This window comes from Nocardia sp. NPDC050412 (genome assembly GCF_044458825.1).
Classification (GTDB): domain Bacteria; phylum Actinomycetota; class Actinomycetes; order Mycobacteriales; family Mycobacteriaceae; genus Nocardia.
The window spans coordinates 150,268-169,441 of the sequence record NZ_JBITIJ010000012.1; the positions used below are offsets into that span (position 1 = coordinate 150,268).

Genomic DNA, 19,174 nt, shown 5'->3' on the forward strand with positions numbered 1-19,174 from the left:
TGGATGGTGGAACGTAAACCGCCGCGGCCGCGTCGGATCTCCGAAGGCTCCTCCGAGCATGAGGTGTATCTGCCGACGGGCGCGCTCTCCCCGAACCGGCAAACCCGCGACCCGCTGCCGGACACGCTGCTCAAACGCGTGAAGCAGTTCTCCGGACGCCTCTCCACCGAGGCGGTCGGGTCGATGCAGGATCGGTTGCCGTTCTTCGCCGATCTGGATGCCGCGCAACGCGCGGGCGTGCAGATGCTGGTGCAGACCGCGGTGGTGAACTTCCTGGAATGGCTACAGGATCCCGATAGCGATATCCGTTTCAGCCTGGACGCCTTCCAAGTGATCCCGCAGGATCTGGCGCGGCGGCTGACGCTGCGCCAGACCGTGGACATGGTCCGCGTGGCCATGGAGTTCTTCGAACAATGGCTGCCCGCGCTCGCGCGCAACGACCGGCAGCTGGTCGCGCTCACCGAGGCGGTGTTGCGCTACGGGCGTGAGCTCGGATTCGCCGCCGCCTCGGTGTACGCGAGCGCCGCGGAATCCCGCGGCGCATGGGATACCCGCCTCGAGGCATTGGTTGTGGACGCGGTCGTGCGCGGCGATACCGGTCCGGACATGCTCTCGCGGGCCGCGACCCTGAACTGGGATGCCACCGCGCCGGCAACGGTGCTGGTCGGCACGCCGCCGGGGGATCAGGGCGTCTCGATGGTCGGCTCGGTGCACGCCATCGCCGCGCGGCACGGTCGTGCGGCGCTGGCCGTGGTCCAGGGGTCGCGGCTGGTGATGGTGGTCAGCGGGAATCTGGGCGATACCTCGTATGCCTCACCATTTCTCGCGGATTTGCTGGCCGAGGTGTTCTCCGACGGTCCGGTGGTGATCGGCCCGACCATGCGCACCCTCGGTGCGGCGCACGCCAGCGCGGTGGAGGCACTGGCCGGAATGGAGGCTGTTGTCGGCTGGCGCGTGGCCCCGCGACCGGTGCACGCCGCCGAATTGTTACCGGAGCGGGCCCTTTTGGGTGACCGAGCTGCAATCGACGCGTTGAACGAGTATCTTGTCCTACCGTTGGCTGCCGCCGGATCGGCGCTGGCCGACACTCTCGAGGCCTATTTGGATTGCGGTGGCGCGGTCGAGACGTGTGCGCGTCAGCTGTACGTTCATCCAAATACGGTTCGCTATCGCCTCAAGCGGATAGCGGAGATCACGGGCCGTGATCCGATGAATCCGAGGGACGCCTACGTGCTCCGGATCGCCGCCACAGTGGGTCGTTTGACACGAACCCGTAACGAATCGTCGACTCCTACCCCAGAAGTCACTCAATTCCCAGTAGGGCACGAAGGCCTGTAACGGATCCGGTGACCCGGTCGATCGGGACAACCCACATGCGCTTTTGTGGGACCTCCACAAAAGCACTCCGCAAGGTTCATTCGCGTCGACATCACCTGCGGCGTACCTCACAGTGTTTTCTTAGAGGTGTGATCGCGTTGCTCGCCCCTGGACAGGGGTCCCAGACACCCGGCATGCTCGCGCCTTGGCTCGACCTCCCCGGCGCGACTGATCGCCTCGCCCTCTGGTCCAAGGCCTCCGGCCTGGATCTGGTTCGCCTCGGCACCACCGCGACGGCGGAGGAGATCACCGATACTGCCGTTACCCAGCCGCTCGTGGTCGCCGCCGCACTGCTGGCCTTCGCGGAAATCGAGTCGGATTCACTTCCAGCCGATACCATTGTCGCCGGACACTCGGTAGGTGAACTCGCCGCCGCAGCGGTCGCCGGAGTCATCTCCGCCGACGATGCGGTGCGACTGGCCGCCATCCGCGGTGCGGAGATGGCCAAGGCGTGCGCACTGGAGCCGACCGGTATGTCCGCGGTGCTCGGTGGCGATGAGGCAGCCGTGCTCGCCCGGCTCGAAGAGCTCGAACTCGTCCCGGCCAACCGCAATGCCGCGGGTCAGATTGTGGCCGCCGGACGTTTGACCGCCCTCGCGGAACTCGCCGCGAACGCGCCCGAGAAGGCGCGGGTGCGTGCGCTGCCCGTCGCGGGCGCGTTTCACACCGCGTTCATGGCCCCGGCTCAGGACGCTGTGACGGACGCCATATCCAAGATCGCGCCGAGCGAACCGACTCGGACCCTGCTTTCGAACTTCGATGGCAAGCCGGTTACCTCCGGCGCCGATGCTGTCGCTAAGCTCGCGGCGCAGGTCACCCGGCCCGTTCGGTGGGACCTGTGCACCGAGACTGTCCGTGCAGCGGCGGTTTCGGCAGTAGCGGAGCTGCCGCCGGCGGGCACGCTCGTCGGCATCGCAAAACGGGAACTGAAGGGCACGCCAACACTGGCCCTGAAGACCCCCGAAGACCTCCCCGCGTTGGCCGGGCTCACCACTTCCGGCTAGCTTTCCCCCCGCGACCGTGTAACCCAATACGCGATCGTGACCGAGCGGACGGTAACCATCGGCTCGCTCGATTCGAAAAACAACAGTGAAGCCCTACAAAGTAGATAAGAAGGGAGCCACGAAGTGGCCGCTCTGACCCAGGAACAAATCGTCGAGGAACTCGGCAAGATCATCGAAGAGGTGACCGGTATCGAGCCCTCCGAGGTGACGATCGAGAAGTCCTTCGTCGATGACCTGGACATCGACTCGCTGTCCATGGTCGAGATCGCGGTTCAGACCGAGGACAAGTACGGCGTGAAGATCCCGGACGAGGATCTGGCCAGCCTGAAGACGGTCGGCGACGCTGTCGGCTACATCCAGAAGCTCGAGGCCGAGAACGCTGACGCGGCCGCGGAGCTCAAGGCCAAGTTCGACGCCGAGTAGGGCCGACACCGTGACCACTCCTTCCACCTTGAACGGGAACTTCCCCAACGTCGTCGTTACAAGCCTGGCGGCGACCACGTCGATCGCTGGTGATGTCGATGCGACGTGGAAGGGACTCCTCAACGGCGAGAGCGGGATCGACGTTCTCGAGGACCCCTTCGTCGAGGAGTACGACCTTCCGGTCCGCATCGGCGGTCACCTGAAGGTCCGGCCAGAGACCCTGCTGAGCCGTGTCGAATGTCGGCGCATGGCCTACGTCGAACAGCTCGCGACCGTACTCGGTCGTGAGGTCTGGCAGAACGCGGGCAGCCCCGAGGTCGACCCGGAGCGTCTGGGTGTGGCGATCGGTACCGGGCTCGGTGGCGGTGATGCGCTCATCGACTCGGTCGACAAGCTGAAGAACGGTGGCTATCGCAAGATTTCGCCGCTGGCTGTTCAGATGGTCATGCCGAATGGTCCGTCGGCCGTCGTCGGTCTCGAATTGAAGGCCAGGGCAGGAGTGGTCACTCCGGTCTCGGCATGCTCATCGGGCTCCGAGGCCATCGCCAATGCGTGGCGAATGATCGTCATGGGTGACGCCGATATCGTCGTCGCCGGTGGCGTTGAGGGTTTCATCGACGCGGTGCCGATCGCGGCATTCACCATGATGCGCGCGATGAGCACCCGCAATGACAACCCGAAGGGCGCCTCGCGTCCCTTCGACAAGGATCGCGACGGCTTCGTCTTCGGCGAGGCCGGTGCGCTGATGGTCATCGAGACCGAGGAGCACGCCAAGGCACGTGGCGCGACGATCCACGCGCGCCTGCTCGGCGCCGGTATCACCTCCGATGGCTTCCACTTGGTCGCACCGGATCCCACGGGTGATGGTGCCGCCAGGGCGATGACGCGGGCGATGCAGACCGCGGGTCTGACACCCAAGGACATCACCCACATCAATGCGCACGCGACCGCTACCCCGATCGGCGATACCGCCGAGGCGAACGCGATCAACAAGGCCGTGGGCAACCACGCTTCGGTGTACGCACCGAAGTCGGCCCTCGGTCACTCGATCGGCGCCGTCGGTGCGCTCGAATCCGTGCTCACCGTGCTCAGCATCCGCGACGGCCTCGTCCCGCCGACGCTGAACCTGGAGAACCAGGATCCGGAGATCGATCTGGATGTGGTGCACGGCGAGGCCCGCCGCCAGGAGATCGAGTACGCCATCAACAACTCGTTCGGATTCGGTGGGCACAATGTCGCGCTCGCCTTCGGTCGGGCATAGCCGCTCGGTAACCGATTCAGTTTGTGCGGAGCCCCTACCGGGTTACGCAAGCTGCCCCCTCCGGGGCTTGACCGCACAGACTGGCTGACTGCACAACGATCGCCGGTGGGGTCGACCAACGCCAAAGTCGGTCGACCCCACCGGTGTTCGACATACGCAGCCGCGGTAGCGGCGCACTTGCTCGAGGTGAGGAGAAAACGCGATGACAATTGTTGCTCCCGCGTTTCGACCAGAAACTGCGACCGATCCGCGTGATCCGCTCGGTCGGCTCCAACGCTTCTTCGACCCCGGAACCGTTCTCCCGCTGCACCCGCGCGACAAGTCCGGTGTGTTGGCCGCGATCGGCGAGGTCGACGGTGTCCGCACCGTTGCCTACTGCTCCGATGCCACCGTCATGGGCGGCGCGATGGGCGTGGAGGGCTGCAAGCACATCGTCGACGCGATCGACACCGCCATCGATTCCGCCATTCCGGTGGTCGGCATCTGGCATTCCGGCGGCGCTCGCCTGGCTGAGGGTGTCGAGGCGCTGCATGCGGTCGGTCTGGTCTTCGAGGCCATGGTTCGCGCGTCCGGTCTGGTGCCGCAGATTTCGGTGGTGCTCGGCTTCGCGGCCGGCGGCGCCGCCTACGGTCCTGCGCTGACCGACATCGTGATCATGGCGCCGGAGGGCCGGGTCTTCGTGACCGGTCCCGATGTGGTGCGCAGTGTGACTGGTGAGCAGGTCGATATGGCCACCCTGGGTGGTCCGGAGACGCACGGTAAGAAATCCGGTGTTACGCACATCGTCGCCAACGATGAGGCCGATGCGCTGCACCGTGGACGGCGCCTGGTGTCGATGTTCGCCGAGCAGGGCGAATTCGATCTGGTCGCTGCCGCGCACGGTGATGTCGATCTGAAGGCGATGATGCCGGAATCGGCCAAGCGCGCCTACGACGTGAAGCCGATCGTCCACGAACTGCTCGACAACGTTGACGGTGAGTCCTCGTTCGAGGAGCTGCAGGGCGGTTATGCGCGCAGCATCGTCACCGGTCTCGGACGGCTCGGCGGGCGCACCGTCGGTGTCCTCGCCAATAACCCGATCCGCCTCGGTGGCTGCCTGAACTCCGAAAGTGCCGAGAAGGCAGCGCGTTTCGTGCGGTTGTGCGATGCGTTCGGCATTCCGCTGGTGGTGCTCACCGATGTGCCCGGGTATCTGCCCGGTGTCAGCATGGAGTGGGAAGGTGTGGTGCGGCGCGGTGCGAAGCTGCTGCACGCATTCGCCGAGGCTCGGGTGCCGCGGGTCACGCTGGTTACCCGCAAGATCTATGGTGGCGCCTACATCGCGATGAACGCCCGCTCGCTCGGCGCGACCGCGGTGTATGCCTGGCCGGGTTCCGAGGTCGCCGTGATGGGTGCCAAGGCCGCGGTCGGCATCCTGCACAAGAAGGCCCTCGCCGCCGCGCCGGAGGAAGAGCGCGAGGCGCTGCACGAGCGTCTGACGGTCGAGCACGAGCGCATCGCCGGTGGTGTCGAGCGGGCCTTGGCGATCGGTGTGGTGGACGAGGTCATCGACCCGGCCAAGACTCGCAGCATCATCGCCGCGGCATTGGCGGCGGCGCCGGTGCGTAAGAGCCACCACAAGAACATTCCGCTGTAAATCCAGCGGTAAGAGCGGGCCTCGGGATTTCCCCGGGGTCCGCTTTCGTTCGTATTGTTCTCGCTGTCGGACCTGGAGTGATGGTCATATATCGATCGGGTTTCCGCGCGGCAATATAGTTGAAACTTTGGTGATACGAATAGCTCGTACGTTGCGCGCATGAGCGTGACGATCGAATCCACCGCAGCAACCGACCCGGTGCGCAAACCGCCCTGGTACCGGTCGCTTTTCCTGCAACTGCTGGTGGCGATCGTGGCCGGAATTCTGGTCGGCAAGCTGTGGCCCGACTTCGGCGCGGACCTCAAACCGCTGGCCGACGGGTTCATCAAGCTGATCAAGATGGTGATCGCGCCGATCATCTTCTGCACGGTTGTGCTCGGCATCGCCCATGTGGGCGATATGAAGTCGGTCGGGCGGATCGGTGTGAAGGCGCTGATCTACTTCGAGGTGATCACCACCTTCGCACTGCTCTTCGGTTTGCTGGTCGGCAATCTGGTGAAGCCGGGTGCGGGCTTTCATGTCGACGCGCAGACCCTGGCCACCGGCGCCGAGAAGATCGCCAAGACCACAAAGAACGGCGAGCTGCCGCATACCGTCGACTTTTTGCTGAATATCATTCCGGCATCGGTGATTTCGGCGTTTGCGGAGAATGCTTTGTTGCAGGTGTTGTTTTTCGCGGTGCTGTTCGGATTGGCTTTGGCGAAGTTCGGCGAGCATGGCCCGCCGGTGATTTTGGAGGCCGTCGATCACATCGGGAAGATCTTCTTCACGATCATCGGCTGGATTATGAAATTGGCACCGCTGGGTGCGTTCGGCGCGATGGCCTACATCGTTGGGCAGTACGGACTTTCCGCGCTCAGCAGCTATGGCAAGTTGATCGCCTGCTGTTATGCGGCGGCGGTGCTGTTCCTGCTGGTGCTCGCGGTGGTGGTGCGGGTTTTCGCGGGGGTGAGTCTGTGGAAGCTCGTCAAATACATCAAGAATGAGCTGTTCTTGGCGCTGGGCACCGCATCGACCGAGGTGGTGCTGCCGCGGATCATGATCAAACTGACCGAGGCCGGTTGCTCCCGAGCGACCACCGGGCTGGTGATACCGACCGGGTATTCGTTCAATCTCGATGGTGCGACGCTGTATTTGTCCATCTGCGTGCTGTTCTTGGCGCAGGCGCTCGGGGTGGATCTGAGTCTCGGCGAGCAGATTACGGCGGTCGGCGTGCTGATGTTGACCTCGAAAGGTATGGCGGGCGTGCCGGGTTCGTCATTCCTGGCGTTGTCGGCGACGATCAGTGCGATCGGGCACGGGTCGATTCCGGTGGCGGCGGTCGCGTTGCTGCTGGGGGCGGATCGACTGATGGATTCGATGCGGGTCACGGTGAACCTGCTCGGCAATTGCGTCGCGACATTCGTGGTCGCGAAGTGGGAGGGGCAGTTGGATTCCGAGCGGATGCGCAAGGTGCTGGATGGTGAAGAGGTACCGCCGTTGGAAGACAAGGACCCGATGGTCGCCTACTCGAGGGCATGAGCACCGGTGCCCGGTGGTAACGCCGCCGGGCACCGCGGGCTCGGCAGCATCGACAGGTGCGGTACGAGGAACTTGCCGATGAGCTCATGCGCCGCTTCGCCGGTCGCCGCACGCGGGCCCGCCCGCGACGACGCGAGATCCGGTCGACCGCGTTATCGCCTCGGTTGCGTCGTGACGAGGCAGAATCCCAGGAATGAATCCCGGCGAGCCCGCCGCGCGCGACCGCAAACGGCACGGTAGGCACTACACGCCACCAGCCCTGGCGCGCTTTCTCGCGCGGCGGCTGCTCGAGCATGCGCCGCTGCGGACCGGGCGCTCTGGAGTCGCTCATGCTGTGGTGCCGCGCGTGCGGGAGGCGGGGGCGCATGATGGGCAGGCGCACACAGTGGCGGCATCGGGTACTGGGATGCCTGATGGGGAGGTGCAGGAAGAGGGGATTGAGGTACCAGTAGGGGTGCGGGTGCCGAGCGGAGGGATGCTGCGGGTGCTCGACCCGGCCTGTGGGGACGGTGAGCTGCTGCTTGCGCTGGATCAGGTTGCGCGGGAGTTGTTGCCGGGGGTTCGGGTGGAGTTGGTCGGATACGACCTGGATGCGGCCGGGGTTGCGGTCGCGCGGGAGCGGGCGGCGACCGCCGGAGTTGCGGTCGAGTGGCATGTCGGGGATTTCTTGACCGAATCGGCGGGGATCGCGGCGGGGGCGTTCGATGCGATCATTACCAATCCGCCGTATGTGCGGACTCAGCAGTTGGGTGGGAAGACCGCGCGGTTGCTCAGCAAGCAGTTCGGGTTGCAGGGGCGGATCGATCTCACCCATCCATTCGTCGCGGTCGCGCCGCGGCTGCTGCGGTCGGGTGGGGTACTCGGATTGCTGTGTGCCAATCGGTTTCTCACCACCAAGGCCGGTGCGAACATCCGGAGCCTGCTGCGCACCGAGTTGGCTCCGGTCGAACTGTATGACCTCGGCGACACGAAGTTGTTCGAGGCTGCGGTGTTGCCCGCGGTCACCATCGCCACTCGGACGGCGTCGCGCGCAGTTTGCCGCTATGTTTCGGCCTACGAGGTGGATACCGCCGAAAACATCGGTGGGACAGATCTTTTCGAGGCGCTGGCGGCCGAACACAGTCACTGCGTCGAGCATGGTGGGCGCACCTTCGCGGTCGAGGTCGGCACGTTGGCGACGGGTGAGCGGGCGGTGACCCGCGGGGCGTCCGGCGATCAGATATCAGGTGATCGGGCGATCCGCAGCGATCCGGTGGGCTCGGTGGTGGACTGGCAGATCGCCGCCTCCGGTCCGGATAACGGTGTGGATGTGAGGTGTGACGCGGCCGAGGACAGCGGCGCTTGGCGAATGTCCCGGCCGGAGGTCGACAGGTGGCTGGCCGAGGTGGAGGCGGGGACCTGGCGGACATTCGGTGCCGTGGGGCGAATTCGGGTAGGTATCAAGACGACTGCGGATCGGGTATTCATCTCCGATCGGTGGGGGGAGGTGCGGCCACCGCCGGAGGGGGAGTTGCTCTTCGATTTGATCACCCATCAGGATGTCGATCCGTGGCAAATCTCGCGGGAGCGCGACGTGCGGGTGCTGTATCCGTACGACACGGCGCAGCCCGCGCGCATGCCCGTTGACCTGCGGGATTTTCCGGGCGCCGCAGCATATTTGGAGTCACATCGGGAGACGTTGGCCGGTCGGAAATATCTGACCGACAGTGGCAGGGAATGGTTCGAGATCTGGGTGCCGCAGCGGCCGCATCTGTGGCGGGTGCCGAAGGTGGTCTTCCCCGATATCAGTGAGCGGCCGCGATTCGCCTTGGATCGGTCCGGGGCGGTGGTGAACGGGGACTGCTATTGGATATCGCTGGCCGATCTCGGGGTCGACGGCGCCGCGGAGCGGCTGGCGTATTTGCTGATGGGCGTCGCGAACTCGGCGTTGGGCCTGCGGTTCTACGATGCGGTGTGCGGGAATCGGCTGTATTCGGGTCGGCGGCGGTGGATCACCCAGTATGTGTCGCGGCTACCGCTGCCGGATCCGACCACGATGCGGGCGGGTGGAGTCGTCGAACTGGTGCGGGAATTCATCGACGACGGCAGAGAGCCCGATACGAATTCGCTCCGGTTGCTCGATGAGTGGGTAGCGGCCGCGTTCGGCATCCGGGTATTCGAAACGCGTTGACGGTTATGCGCTGGCGCGGACACCGACCATCGGCAGCAGGGTGCGTCGCGCGAAATCCCGACCCGCCGCCACATCATCGATCGGAATGAGCCCGTCAGGCGTCAATGCCAGCGACAGTGCCAGCCGCGCCATGATCTCGGCGACGAGTTCGAAGTCGAAATCGTCATCCGCGCCGCTGTGGAGTTCGCGCAATTTCTCCGCCAGATATGTGCGCCCGACCGCGATGATCGGTCCGGCCTCGGTGGTGAGCCGGGGCAGGATGAGATCGGGTTCGGTGCGTAGCAGCCGCCGCAACAGTTCGTTGCCCGCGATCGCGGTGATGACCGCGACGAAGATCTCGATCAGCTGCTCCTCGACGCCGTCGACCTTCTGTACCCGCTTATCGATCTCCGCGACGAAACGCTGCGCCTCGCGCACACTGACCGCCTCGACCAGATCATTCTTCGATTCGAAGCGGCGGTACAGCGTGGCCGGACTGATTCCGGCGCGCCGGGCGATCTCGCCCATGCTGGTGCGTTTGATGCCGAAGTCCAGGAAAGCTGACAGCGCGCTCTCCAGCAACTTCTCGCCGTCGCTGACGGGCTTTTCCAGGATGCGCTGGAGGATGGGCGGAACGGTCGGCATCGAGGCTCCAGTCGATCGGCTCGGGACGCCGGTGGTGGCTGGGCGTCGCGACGGTGCGGGTGAGTGCCGTTCATTATTTCACCGGGGCGCGGCAGTGCTACCGCGGATCAGCACCAGAACTGGACAGACGACCGGCGCACGCGCGACTATGTGCGCGGCAGATCCAGTTCCGCCATCTCCTTTTCGATCGCATTGGCGGCGAAATCCACTCCGCTGGAGCGCAACTCGTGCACTCGCCGCTGTAGCGCCTCGACCCCACCCGGTTGGGCCGCGATGTCGGCCACGCTGATCCGCCCCGACGGCCGGTGCATACTCTGCTGCACGTACGCCACCGTGATACCTCCTACCTGCACGCTGCGCGGCCACCATCCGGTGGGCTCGCCCTCCGCGCTACAGGCCACTCGACAGCTGCGTCGGCGGGAGATCCCGGGACACCGGGCACGCTGGCAAAATGTTATCAGCGATTTAGTTTGGTCACTTGATCAGTGTGCTCTGTCTCACATCTGCTTCGCGTCGCGGTGGTTTGCCATGTTGTGCAGGTACACAGCGCTATTCAGTCGGATGCCGTCCTGCTCGGCCTCGCTCAACTCCCGACGCACCTTGCCGGGCACACCCGCGACCAGCGAACCGGGCGGAATCTGCGCACCCTCCGGAATCAGGGCATTTGCGGCGATCAGACTGCCCGCGCCGATGACCGCGCCATTGAGGACCGTGGCACCCATGCCGACGAGCACATCGTCGCCGACGGTGCAGCCGTGCAGGATCGCATTGTGTCCCACCGAAACTCCGGTGCCGACGGTGAGCGGGAAACCCGGGTCGGCGTGCAGGACGCAGCCGTCCTGAATATTGGTGCGCGCGCCGACGCTGATCGCCTCGAGGTCGGCGCGCAGGACCGTGCTGTACCAGACGCTCACCTCGGCGGCCAGTTGCACGCGTCCGATTACGGTGGCGTTCGGTGCGATCCACGCGGTCTCGTCGATTTCGGGTATATGTCCGCTTACCTCGATCCTCATGCCGAAAACATAAAGGGACCGAGGCCGGCGGAGCCCACGGGGTGGGCGAACTCGGCGGAGGCGGCATCGCAATCCTGTCGCTATTACTCCGCGGCCGAGTATTCGGGGACGGGTGCGCCCGCGAACAGCGCGCGGTGCGCGGCCGGGCTGGTGCCGAGGATGCGGTGGAAGTGGTGGCGCAGACTGACCGCGGTGCCGAAGCCGGTTTCGGCGGCGATGCGATCCATGGTCTCGGTGGTGGATTCCAAAAGTAGTCGGGCGCGGTCGGCGCGCTGTTGCAGCAGCCATTGCTGCGGACTGTTCCCGGTGCGTTCGCGGAAGCGTCGAGTGAAGGTGCGTCGCGACATCAGCGCGATGCGAGCCCAACTATCCAGGTCGATCGGCTCGCCGAGATTCGTACGCGCCCAGACCATCGCGCGTTCGATCGGATCGTCGTCGGCGGCTTCGGGTACTGCGACCGGTATGTACTGGGCCTGGGAGCCGCTGCGGTGCGGGGCGGTCACGAGCGACCTGGCCAGTTCGGTGGCGGCGCGGCTGCCGAGGTCGTCGCGGACCAGGTGCAGGCAGCAATCGAGTGCGGCGGCGACGCCCGCGGAGGTGACGATATCGCCGAGGTCGGTCCAGAGGGTGTCGGCGCGGACCCGGACCTTCGGATAGGTCGCGGCCAATTCGGCGGCCGCGGCCCAGTGGGTGGTGACTTCCCGACCGTCCGCCAAGCCGCTCGCCGCCACCGCGAAGGAGCCCAGGCACAGGCCGACGATCCGGGCTCCTCTGGCGTGTGCGTCATGGAGTGCGTCGCGCAGTTGCGCCGAAATGCCCATGCCGCGCTGCCAGCTCGGGATCACCACCAGGTCGGCACGCTCGAAGGCGTCGAGTCCGGTTTTCACGACGATGTCGAAACCGGCCGGGGTCCGCAGCGTGCCTGGCTGTTCGGCGCACACCTCGACGCGATAGTCAGGTGTCCCCTCGGTGCCGACCCGGCCGAAGACCAGCGTCGGTACCGACAGATGGAAGGGGATGACCCCATCGAAGGCCAGAGCGGCGACGGAACGCATGGCCTGATCTTATCGCTACGCGGCTCACGGGCCACTATTGATCGAATATCGGGGCGACAAGTATTGATCCCATGACCGAGACGATTGCACGCACGACCTTCGAAGCCCTGCACATCGGCGGGCCCACCCTGCGCTTCCGGTACGGCAGCCTGACGTGGCTGACCGATCCCACCTTCGACGCTCCGGGCGACTACCCGGGTCCGATAACACTGCACAAGCTCACCGGCCCGGCGGTTCCGGTGGAGCAGGTGGGACCGGTGGACGTGGTGCTGCTGTCGCATGACCAGCACGACGACAATCTGGACCACTCCGGCCGTGAATTCCTGTCCACCGTGGCGACCGTCTTGTCGACGCCGGATGCCGCCGGTCGCATCGAAGGTGTTCGGGGACTGGCGAATTGGGAGACTGTCACACTGGGTGAGGTGCGTGTGACGGGTGTGCCCGCACTGCACGGGCCAGTGGGGTGCGAGTCGCAGACCGGCGTGGTCACCGGGTTCGTATTGCAGGCCGAGGGGCTGCCGACCGTGTACGTGTCGGGTGATAATGCTTCGGTCGAGCTCGTCGAGCAGATCGTGGCGCGCATCGGTCGGATCGATATCGCGATCCTGTTCGCCGGTGCGGCGAATGTCGGCCGGTTCGGCGATATCGATCTCACGCTGAATGCCCGCACCGCGGTGCAGGCCGCCGAGGCGCTGGGTGATGCGGTGATCGTGCCGGTGCACGCCGAGGGATGGGCGCACTTCAGTGAGACGCTCGAGCGCCTGGAGCGGAATTTCGGTTACGCCGGTCGGGGTGAACAGCTGCGCATTCCGAAGCTGGGTGAGACGTTCGCTGTGTGAGCGTCCTCGGAAACCGACAGTGCGTCCAGCGCGGCGTTCATGGCGCCGGGACCGTCGGTGGTCCACGATGGCGATATGAGGATCGCAGTTCCGCGGGAGGTCAAGGAGCAGGAGTTTCGAGTGGCGCTGACCCCGGCTGGTGCCGGGGAACTGGTGCGGCACGGGCACGAGGTGCTGATCCAGGCCGGCGCGGGGGTGGGGTCCGGATTTTCGGATGCGGATTACGTCGCCGCGGGTGCGCGGATGGTGCCCGCCGCCGAGCAGGTGTGGTGGGAGGGCGAGCTGGTTCTGAAGGTCAAGGAGCCGATCGCCGAGGAGTATCCGCGGATGCGGCCGGAGCAGGTGCTGTTCACCTATTTGCACCTGGCGGCGTCGCGCGAATGCACCGATGCGATTCTGCGGTCCGGAATCACCGCGATCGCCTATGAGACAGTGCGCGCGGCGGATGGGTCGCTGCCGCTGCTGGCACCGATGAGCGAGGTCGCGGGCAAGCTCGGACCGCAGGTCGGCGCGTATCACCTGATGGCGCCGCTCGGTGGTGCCGGGCTTTTGCTCGGCGGGGTGCCGGGAGTGCTTCCGGCCGATGTGGCGGTGCTCGGCGGTGGTGTCGCGGGGACGAACGCGACCATTGTCGCGGCCGGGATGGGGGCGAAAGTCACCGTGCTGGACACCAATCTGGCGCGCCTGCGCGAACTCGACGCACGGTTCGAAGGGCGCATCTCGACGGTGGCCTCGAATGCGGTCGAGATCGAGCGGGCCGTGCTGGCGGCGGATCTGGTGATCGGGTCGGTGCTGGTGCCGGGTGCGCGGGCGCCGAAGCTGGTATCCGAGGAACTGGTTCGCGGTATGCGGCCCGGGTCGGTGTTGGTGGACATCGCCATCGATCAGGGCGGGTGTTTCGCCGGTTCGCATCCGACAACGCATGCGAATCCCACTTTCCGCGTGGCCGATTCGCTGTACTACTGTGTGGCGAATATGCCGGGTGCGGTGCCGCACACCGCTACCGTGGCGCTCACCAACGCCACTGTCCCGTATGTGCGCGCGATTGCCGCTCACGGGTGGCGGGAGGCGTGTAGGGCGCATCCCGATCTCGCACGCGGGGTCACCGCGGATAAAGGGCGGCTGTTATCGGCGGAGGTTGCGGCGGCGCACGGATATTCGATACCCGAACCGGTTGGGTTGGCTGGCTGACGTATTGCGATTGCGCGGCCGCGCGATGGGAAGGGTGAAAGCGGTGACTGCGGAATTCCTGCGGCGGGTAGTGGTGATGGCGGTGCTTCTGGTGCTGTTGCCGTCGGTTGGTGCGGCGGTTGCGGCACCGACGGTGGAGGGCGTCGATCCGGCCGCGGTGGACCGATATATGTCCGAATACCTTTCCCGGACACGGTTGCCGGGGGCTTCGATCGCCATTACCCACGGGGATCAGGTGGTGTACGTGGCGGGATATGGGCACGATTCGAGCGGCGCGGCGATCAGCGCGACGACGCGCATGCCGATCGCTTCGGTGAGCAAATCCATGACGGCGTCGGCCGTGATGCAGTTGGTCGATGCCGGGAAGGTGCGTCTCGACGCGCCGGTGCGTGAGTACCTCCCCGACTTTCGGTTGGCCGATTCGCGTGGCGATCGGATCACGGTGCGCGAGTTGTTGAATCAGACGTCCGGAATGTCGGATACCGCATTTCCCGATCTGCGACGGCCGCAGGCGGATTCACTGGCCGGTGCGGTCGAGCGACTGCATGCTGCGAAACTCGCCGCCGATCCGGGGACGGAATTCCACTATCACAATCCGAATTATCAGGTGGCCGCTCGGTTGGTGGAGGTGGTCAGTGGGGAACCGTTCGCGGACTATATGCGGCGTAATGTATTCGGGCCCATTGGAATGCGTGACAGCACGACGGTGAATTCGGCGCGCGAGGCCGAGGAGGTGACGCACGGATACATTCGGGCATACGGTTTCGCGATACCGGTTGCTGAGCCGGACTGGTTCGTCGGCGGTAGCCACGGTGTAATCACCACGGCCGCCGATCTGGCCGCGTGGCTGATCACCCAGAACAACGGTGGTGTCGCGCCGGACGGGCACCGGTTGGTGTCGTCGGCGGCGGTGACCGAGATGCACACGCCCTCGGGAGTCAGTGACGACGATTACGGAATGGGCTGGGAGCGTGCGCAATCCGATCAGCTCGTGCACTACGGTGACTGGTTCACCTACACCGCCGCGCAGGTCCTGGTGTCCGACACCGGCTACGGGATCGCTGTCATCGCCGATACCGGCTTGGCACTCGAGGATGATCCCAAGATCATCGCGCAGGGCTTGGTCGCGCTGACCCAGGGCGAGTCGCCCGATGTGCATCGCCCGTGGGGCATCTACGCCGATTGGGGAATGGCGCTGCTGACACTCGCAACTCTCGGGCTCGGGGGGTTCTGCCTGGTGCGATCGCGCCGGTGGGCTGATCAGCAGGCTCGCCCGAGCTGGCTCATCGCGCTGCGCCAATTGCCTTATCTCGCCCCGATCCCGATCCTGATCGCGCTGCCACAGCTCGCAGGTCTGGTCTTCCGCGGTCGGGCCCCGACTTTCCTCCAGGTGACTTACGTTTGGCCCGGTCTCGTCGTATTTCTCGGCATTGCCGCGTTGGCGGGCCTGTGCGTTGTTCTGGCTCGCGGCGTGTGGCTCATTATGTTGCGACGCAAGCGATCCGGGACCGTTGTCGAGCCAGAAACGCCCGTTGTCCAAGCGCCCACCTAGCCGATCGGGGCCCGCACATCGAATGTGCGGGCCCCGTGGGTTATTCGGCGTCCGGGCCGAGGTACCAGTCGGGCGCGCCTTCGGTGGGCAGGTCGTGCAGCTTGTCCGGGTTACGGACCACATTGATGGCGACGATGCGGCCGTTATCGATGGTGAAGGAGAACACGCCGGTGTGGTTGCCGTCGAAGACGACCAGACCGGGCGCACCGTTGACCAGAACCGCGCGGCCCCAAGCGCCCGCCGCGGACGGTGCGTGGTACCAGCCGAGCAGCATCTTCGCGATGAGTTCGGCGCCGCGCACGGCCTGGCGGATGGCGGGGACCTTGCCGCCGCCGTCGGCGGTCAGGCTGACGTTCGCGTCGAGCACGCCGAGTAGCGCGCTCAGATCACCCGAGCGCCAGGCCACCGCGAAGGCCGAGACGACCTTCTCCTGTTCGTCGGGTGAGGCGGGGAAGCGGGGTGTGCCGTCCTCGACGCGCTTGCGTGCACGCGAGGCGAGCTGGCGCACCGCCGCCGGTGTGCGACCGACGACCTCGGCGACCTCGGGGCCGCTCATACCGAACACATCCTGTAGTACGAATGCGGTGCGCTCGGCGGGCGAGAGGGATTCCAATACGACCAGCAGCGCCGTGGTGACGCGCTCGTCCTGCGTGATCCGGTCGGCCGGATCGTCCCAGGTGGTGACCTCGGGCTCCGGCAACCATTCACCGACGTACTGCTCGCGCCGGGCGCGGGCCGAACCGAGCTGATCGAGGGCCAGACGCCCGGTAACGGTGGATAGCCAGGCCCGCAGATTCTCGATCTCGCCCGCTGTCCCGGCCTCGTACTGGCGCTGCAGCCGCAGCCATGCCTCCTGCACCACATCGTCGGCATCGGTGAGACTGCCCAGCGTGCTGTAGGCGAGCCTGCGCAGATACGGCCGGTGCTCCTCGAAACGCCGAGCCAACTCGGCCTGGTCGATGGGTTCGGAGGAAGGCTGGTCAGTCACTGGTCTCGCCGTTCGGTCGTGCGGCCCCAACAGGGGCGAGCTTAGGTGTCGTCATGCTGATGACGACGCAGGGTTAGCGAGTGTGACATCTCTGCTCGCATGGCGTGCTGGCGGGTTGCGCGCGGTGACGGGCTACCCTCGCCGGGTGCGAACGGGGACTTCCAGGGCGGCCGGGCTGATGCTCGGATTCGCGCTCGACCGCGTATTCGGTGATCCACGCCGGTGGCATCCGGTGGCTGGATTCGGTACGGCGGCAGTTGCGCTGGAGCGGGTGACCTACACCGATCGGCGTTCGGCGGGGGTTGTGCACGAACTGGTGTTGGTCGGTGCGACAACGGTGTTCGGGTTCGGGCTACGGCGCGGTGGGGTAGTTGCGACCGCGCTGGCGGCATGGACGGTGCTCGGCGGGCGCAGTCTGGTGCGCGCCGGACGCGAGATGGCCGACCGGCTCGAGTCCGGTGATGTGGCGGGCGCGCGGGCGCTATTGCCTTCGCTGTGCGGGCGCGATCCCGAGGCGCTCGAGGCGGACGGATTGGCCCGTGCCGCCTTGGAATCCATTGCCGAGAACACCTCGGATGCGACGGTCGCGCCGCTGCTGTGGGGTGCGGTCGCCGGGACACCCGGGCTGCTCGGGTATCGCGCGATCAACACGCTGGACGCGATGATCGGCTACCGCAACGACCGGTACCTGCGCTTCGGGTGGGCCGCCGCCCGCGTCGACGATCTGGCCAATCTGTTGCCCGCGCGCATCACCGGCATGCTCACCGCCGCCTTGGCGCCTGTGGTGGGCGGACATCCGGCCGACGTACTGCACGCGTGGCGACGAGACGCGTCCAAGCACCCCAGCCCCAATGCCGGGGTCGTCGAGGCCGCGATGGCAGGTGCGCTCGGTGTCCGGCTCGGCGGGCGGACCCAATATCGGCACGGCACCGAACTGCGTCCAACTCTGGGTGACGGTCCCGCACCTCGGGTCGCGGATCTGCGGCGCGCTGTACGCATGTCGGAGGCGATCCAGGTGGGCGCGGTCCTGACCGCCGCACTCTGGTCGATTCTGCGGCGCTGACTCCGCCCAGTGGCGGACTTGGTCAGCGAGTACCGCCGTAGCGGTCGGCCAGGCGCTGCTCATTGGTGGATGCCGGTGTGGGGGTCGGGGTTTTGGTCGGGGTCGGTTCCGGGGTAGCCGTGGCCTTGTCCTTGCGGCGCTCGCGGATCTCGGCATAGATGAAGTAGCCGAGGCCGAGGGGAGCCATGATGCCGAAGGCCAACCATTGCAGGCCGTAGGAGAGATAGGGGCCCGCGTCGAGTTGAGGGAGGGGAGTAGGGGTGAACGCTCCGGGTTGGTTTTCGCTGAGCTGCAGGTAGCCGCCGCGTTCGCCGGTGGGGATGACGGTGAGGGGCTCCTGTAGGACTGTCATTTCCTGCGTGGTGTCCACCGAGTACACCTGGCGGTAGCCGTCTTGGACCGTCGGGTCCTTACCGGGGGTGACGCCCTCGGACATCCGGATGCGCGCCTCGATCTTCTGCGGCCCGGTGGGCGGGTCCGGAATCTGCGGTGGGCGGGAACCGTCGACGGCCGCGACGAGACCGCGATCGATGAGCAGGATGCGGCCGTCGTCGAGTTTGAAGCTGGCCAGTACCGAGTAGCCGGGCGCGCCGTCGAGGTGGCGCAGCCGGACCAGCACGGTCGAGTTCGGCAGGTAACTGCCGGTCGCCGTGACACGTCGCCATTCGGCGCGCGAATCGGTGCTCTGGTTGTCCAGGACGGTGGCGATATCGATCGGGGCGGCGTGCACCGAATCGGCGATCAGCTGGTTGCGGTGCGAGGTGGTGGTGTTCTTGCCGAGCTGCCACGGTGCGAGCACGGTGAAGCAGAGATAAGCGAAGGCCGCGACGAGTACGGCCAGGATCAGCCAGCTCGGGCGCAGCAGGAAGGTCAGTCGGCGCATCACGAGCGTCCGTCTGGGACATAAGAGACTGATTGGTCTGGTTTATCTCCGGGCTCATTGTCGGCGATCGGGCCGCGCGCGGCGAGGGTGGTACGGACCCAGTCCAAAAGCCCCGGGATGGCGGCGGCGATCTGGTCGTGGACCAGGTCGAAGTCGGCGGTGTCGCCGTAGTACGGGTCGGGAACGTCGAGGGTGTCGGCGGCGGGGTCGAAGCTGCGGAGCAGGCGGCGGCGGTCCGATGGGATGCCGAGTGTGGCGAGGCGGCGTTCGTGGCCGGAGTCGAGGGCGATCAGCAGGTCGGCGTCGCGGTGTTGGTTACCGAATTTCGCGGCGATGTGGCCGGTCGGGTAGCCGTGGCGGTCCAGGGTGGCGTTGGTGCGGGCGTCGGCGTCCTGTCCGGCATGCCAGCCGTCGGTGCCCGCGCTGCTGACCCGCACGCGGTCGGCGAGCCCCTCGCGGTACAGGTGTACCGCGAACATCTTCTCCGCCATCGGCGATCGACAAATGTTGCCGGTACAGACGAACGACACGTGCAACTCACCCACGACAGCCATTCTGGCCGGTCGTCCCGAGG

General features: G+C 66.1%; 18 protein-coding genes. 11 read left to right on the plus strand and 7 right to left on the minus strand.

The features are described from left to right. Positions 1–3 precede the first annotated feature (3 nt). The 7 genes from ACIBI6_RS30200 (at position 4) to ACIBI6_RS30230 (ending at position 9,392) form a co-directional block, all read left to right on the plus strand. Positions 4–1,338, plus strand: coding sequence for a helix-turn-helix domain-containing protein (locus ACIBI6_RS30200; RefSeq protein ID WP_364345445.1), 1,335 nt, complete (start codon positions 4–6; stop codon positions 1,336–1,338). 128 nt (positions 1,339–1,466) lie between these two features. Continuing rightward, positions 1,467–2,381, plus strand: coding sequence for an ACP S-malonyltransferase (locus ACIBI6_RS30205; RefSeq protein WP_364345443.1), 915 nt, complete (start codon positions 1,467–1,469; stop codon positions 2,379–2,381). A 123-nt stretch (positions 2,382–2,504) separates the two neighbouring features. After that, positions 2,505–2,804, plus strand: a complete 300-nt coding sequence (gene acpM / locus ACIBI6_RS30210; RefSeq protein WP_107655016.1) for a meromycolate extension acyl carrier protein AcpM — start codon at positions 2,505–2,507, stop codon at positions 2,802–2,804. 10 nt (positions 2,805–2,814) lie between these two features. After that, a complete protein-coding gene (locus ACIBI6_RS30215) occupies positions 2,815–4,065 on the plus strand; it encodes a KasA/KasB family beta-ketoacyl-ACP synthase (protein ID WP_364345440.1) in 1,251 nt (416 codons plus the stop codon). Positions 4,066–4,267: 202 nt separating this feature from the next. Beyond that, positions 4,268–5,701 (plus strand): carboxyl transferase domain-containing protein, encoded by a 1,434-nt coding sequence (locus ACIBI6_RS30220; protein ID WP_364345438.1) that lies wholly within the window; start codon positions 4,268–4,270, stop codon positions 5,699–5,701. A gap of 159 nt (positions 5,702–5,860) precedes the next feature. Beyond that, entirely contained in the window at positions 5,861–7,222 is a 1,362-nt protein-coding gene (gene dctA / locus ACIBI6_RS30225) for a C4-dicarboxylate transporter DctA (RefSeq protein ID WP_364345436.1), read from the plus strand. Positions 7,223–7,415: 193 nt separating this feature from the next. After that, positions 7,416–9,392: an Eco57I restriction-modification methylase domain-containing protein gene (locus tag ACIBI6_RS30230; RefSeq protein ID WP_364345432.1), complete on the plus strand. Its 1,977-nt coding sequence runs from the start codon at positions 7,416–7,418 to the stop codon at positions 9,390–9,392. Positions 9,393–9,395: 3 nt separating this feature from the next. Here ACIBI6_RS30230 and ACIBI6_RS30235 read toward each other — a convergent pair whose 3' ends face one another. The 4 genes from ACIBI6_RS30235 to ACIBI6_RS30250 form a co-directional block, all read right to left on the minus strand. Continuing rightward, positions 9,396–10,016, minus strand: coding sequence for a TetR/AcrR family transcriptional regulator (locus ACIBI6_RS30235; RefSeq protein ID WP_364345430.1), 621 nt, complete (start codon positions 10,014–10,016; stop codon positions 9,396–9,398). 146 nt (positions 10,017–10,162) lie between these two features. Continuing rightward, positions 10,163–10,348: a hypothetical protein gene (locus ACIBI6_RS30240; protein ID WP_364345428.1), complete on the minus strand. Its 186-nt coding sequence runs from the start codon at positions 10,346–10,348 to the stop codon at positions 10,163–10,165. Between the two features lie 165 nt (positions 10,349–10,513). Then, a complete protein-coding gene (locus tag ACIBI6_RS30245) occupies positions 10,514–11,029 on the minus strand; it encodes a gamma carbonic anhydrase family protein (RefSeq protein WP_396958603.1) in 516 nt (171 codons plus the stop codon). An 83-nt stretch (positions 11,030–11,112) separates the two neighbouring features. Beyond that, positions 11,113–12,084: a helix-turn-helix domain-containing protein gene (locus tag ACIBI6_RS30250; RefSeq protein WP_364345424.1), complete on the minus strand. Its 972-nt coding sequence runs from the start codon at positions 12,082–12,084 to the stop codon at positions 11,113–11,115. Positions 12,085–12,155: 71 nt separating this feature from the next. Here ACIBI6_RS30250 and ACIBI6_RS30255 point away from each other — a divergent pair, with 71 nt between their 5' ends. From ACIBI6_RS30255 to ACIBI6_RS30265, 3 genes are all read left to right on the plus strand, one after another. Then, the gene (locus ACIBI6_RS30255; RefSeq protein ID WP_364345422.1) at positions 12,156–12,923 is read left to right on the plus strand and encodes an MBL fold metallo-hydrolase; all 768 of its coding nucleotides are present in this window, start codon (positions 12,156–12,158) and stop codon (positions 12,921–12,923) included. 75 nt (positions 12,924–12,998) lie between these two features. Then, positions 12,999–14,114, plus strand: coding sequence for an alanine dehydrogenase (ald, locus tag ACIBI6_RS30260; RefSeq protein WP_364345420.1), 1,116 nt, complete (start codon positions 12,999–13,001; stop codon positions 14,112–14,114). A 43-nt stretch (positions 14,115–14,157) separates the two neighbouring features. Beyond that, positions 14,158–15,666 carry a serine hydrolase domain-containing protein gene (locus ACIBI6_RS30265; protein ID WP_364345418.1) on the plus strand — a complete coding sequence of 503 codons (1,509 nt, stop codon included), beginning with the start codon at positions 14,158–14,160 and terminating at the stop codon, positions 15,664–15,666. Positions 15,667–15,706: 40 nt separating this feature from the next. Here ACIBI6_RS30265 and sigJ read toward each other — a convergent pair whose 3' ends face one another. Further along, positions 15,707–16,654 carry an RNA polymerase sigma factor SigJ gene (sigJ, locus tag ACIBI6_RS30270; RefSeq protein WP_364345416.1) on the minus strand — a complete coding sequence of 316 codons (948 nt, stop codon included), beginning with the start codon at positions 16,652–16,654 and terminating at the stop codon, positions 15,707–15,709. Positions 16,655–16,799: 145 nt separating this feature from the next. On the opposite strand from sigJ, the gene ACIBI6_RS30275 reads away from it, so the two are divergent. Then, on the plus strand, positions 16,800–17,717 hold the full coding sequence (locus ACIBI6_RS30275) for a cobalamin biosynthesis protein (protein WP_364345414.1): 918 nt from the start codon (positions 16,800–16,802) through the stop codon (positions 17,715–17,717). A gap of 22 nt (positions 17,718–17,739) precedes the next feature. Here ACIBI6_RS30275 and ACIBI6_RS30280 read toward each other — a convergent pair whose 3' ends face one another. Together ACIBI6_RS30280 and ACIBI6_RS30285 are read right to left on the minus strand one after the other, a co-directional pair. After that, complete coding sequence (locus ACIBI6_RS30280; RefSeq protein WP_364345412.1) at positions 17,740–18,600, minus strand: SURF1 family protein; 861 nt, start codon at positions 18,598–18,600, stop codon at positions 17,740–17,742. Next, entirely contained in the window at positions 18,600–19,154 is a 555-nt protein-coding gene (locus ACIBI6_RS30285; protein ID WP_364345410.1) for a low molecular weight protein-tyrosine-phosphatase, read from the minus strand. The genes ACIBI6_RS30280 and ACIBI6_RS30285 overlap by 1 nt, the downstream gene beginning before the upstream one ends. Positions 19,155–19,174 lie beyond the last annotated feature (20 nt).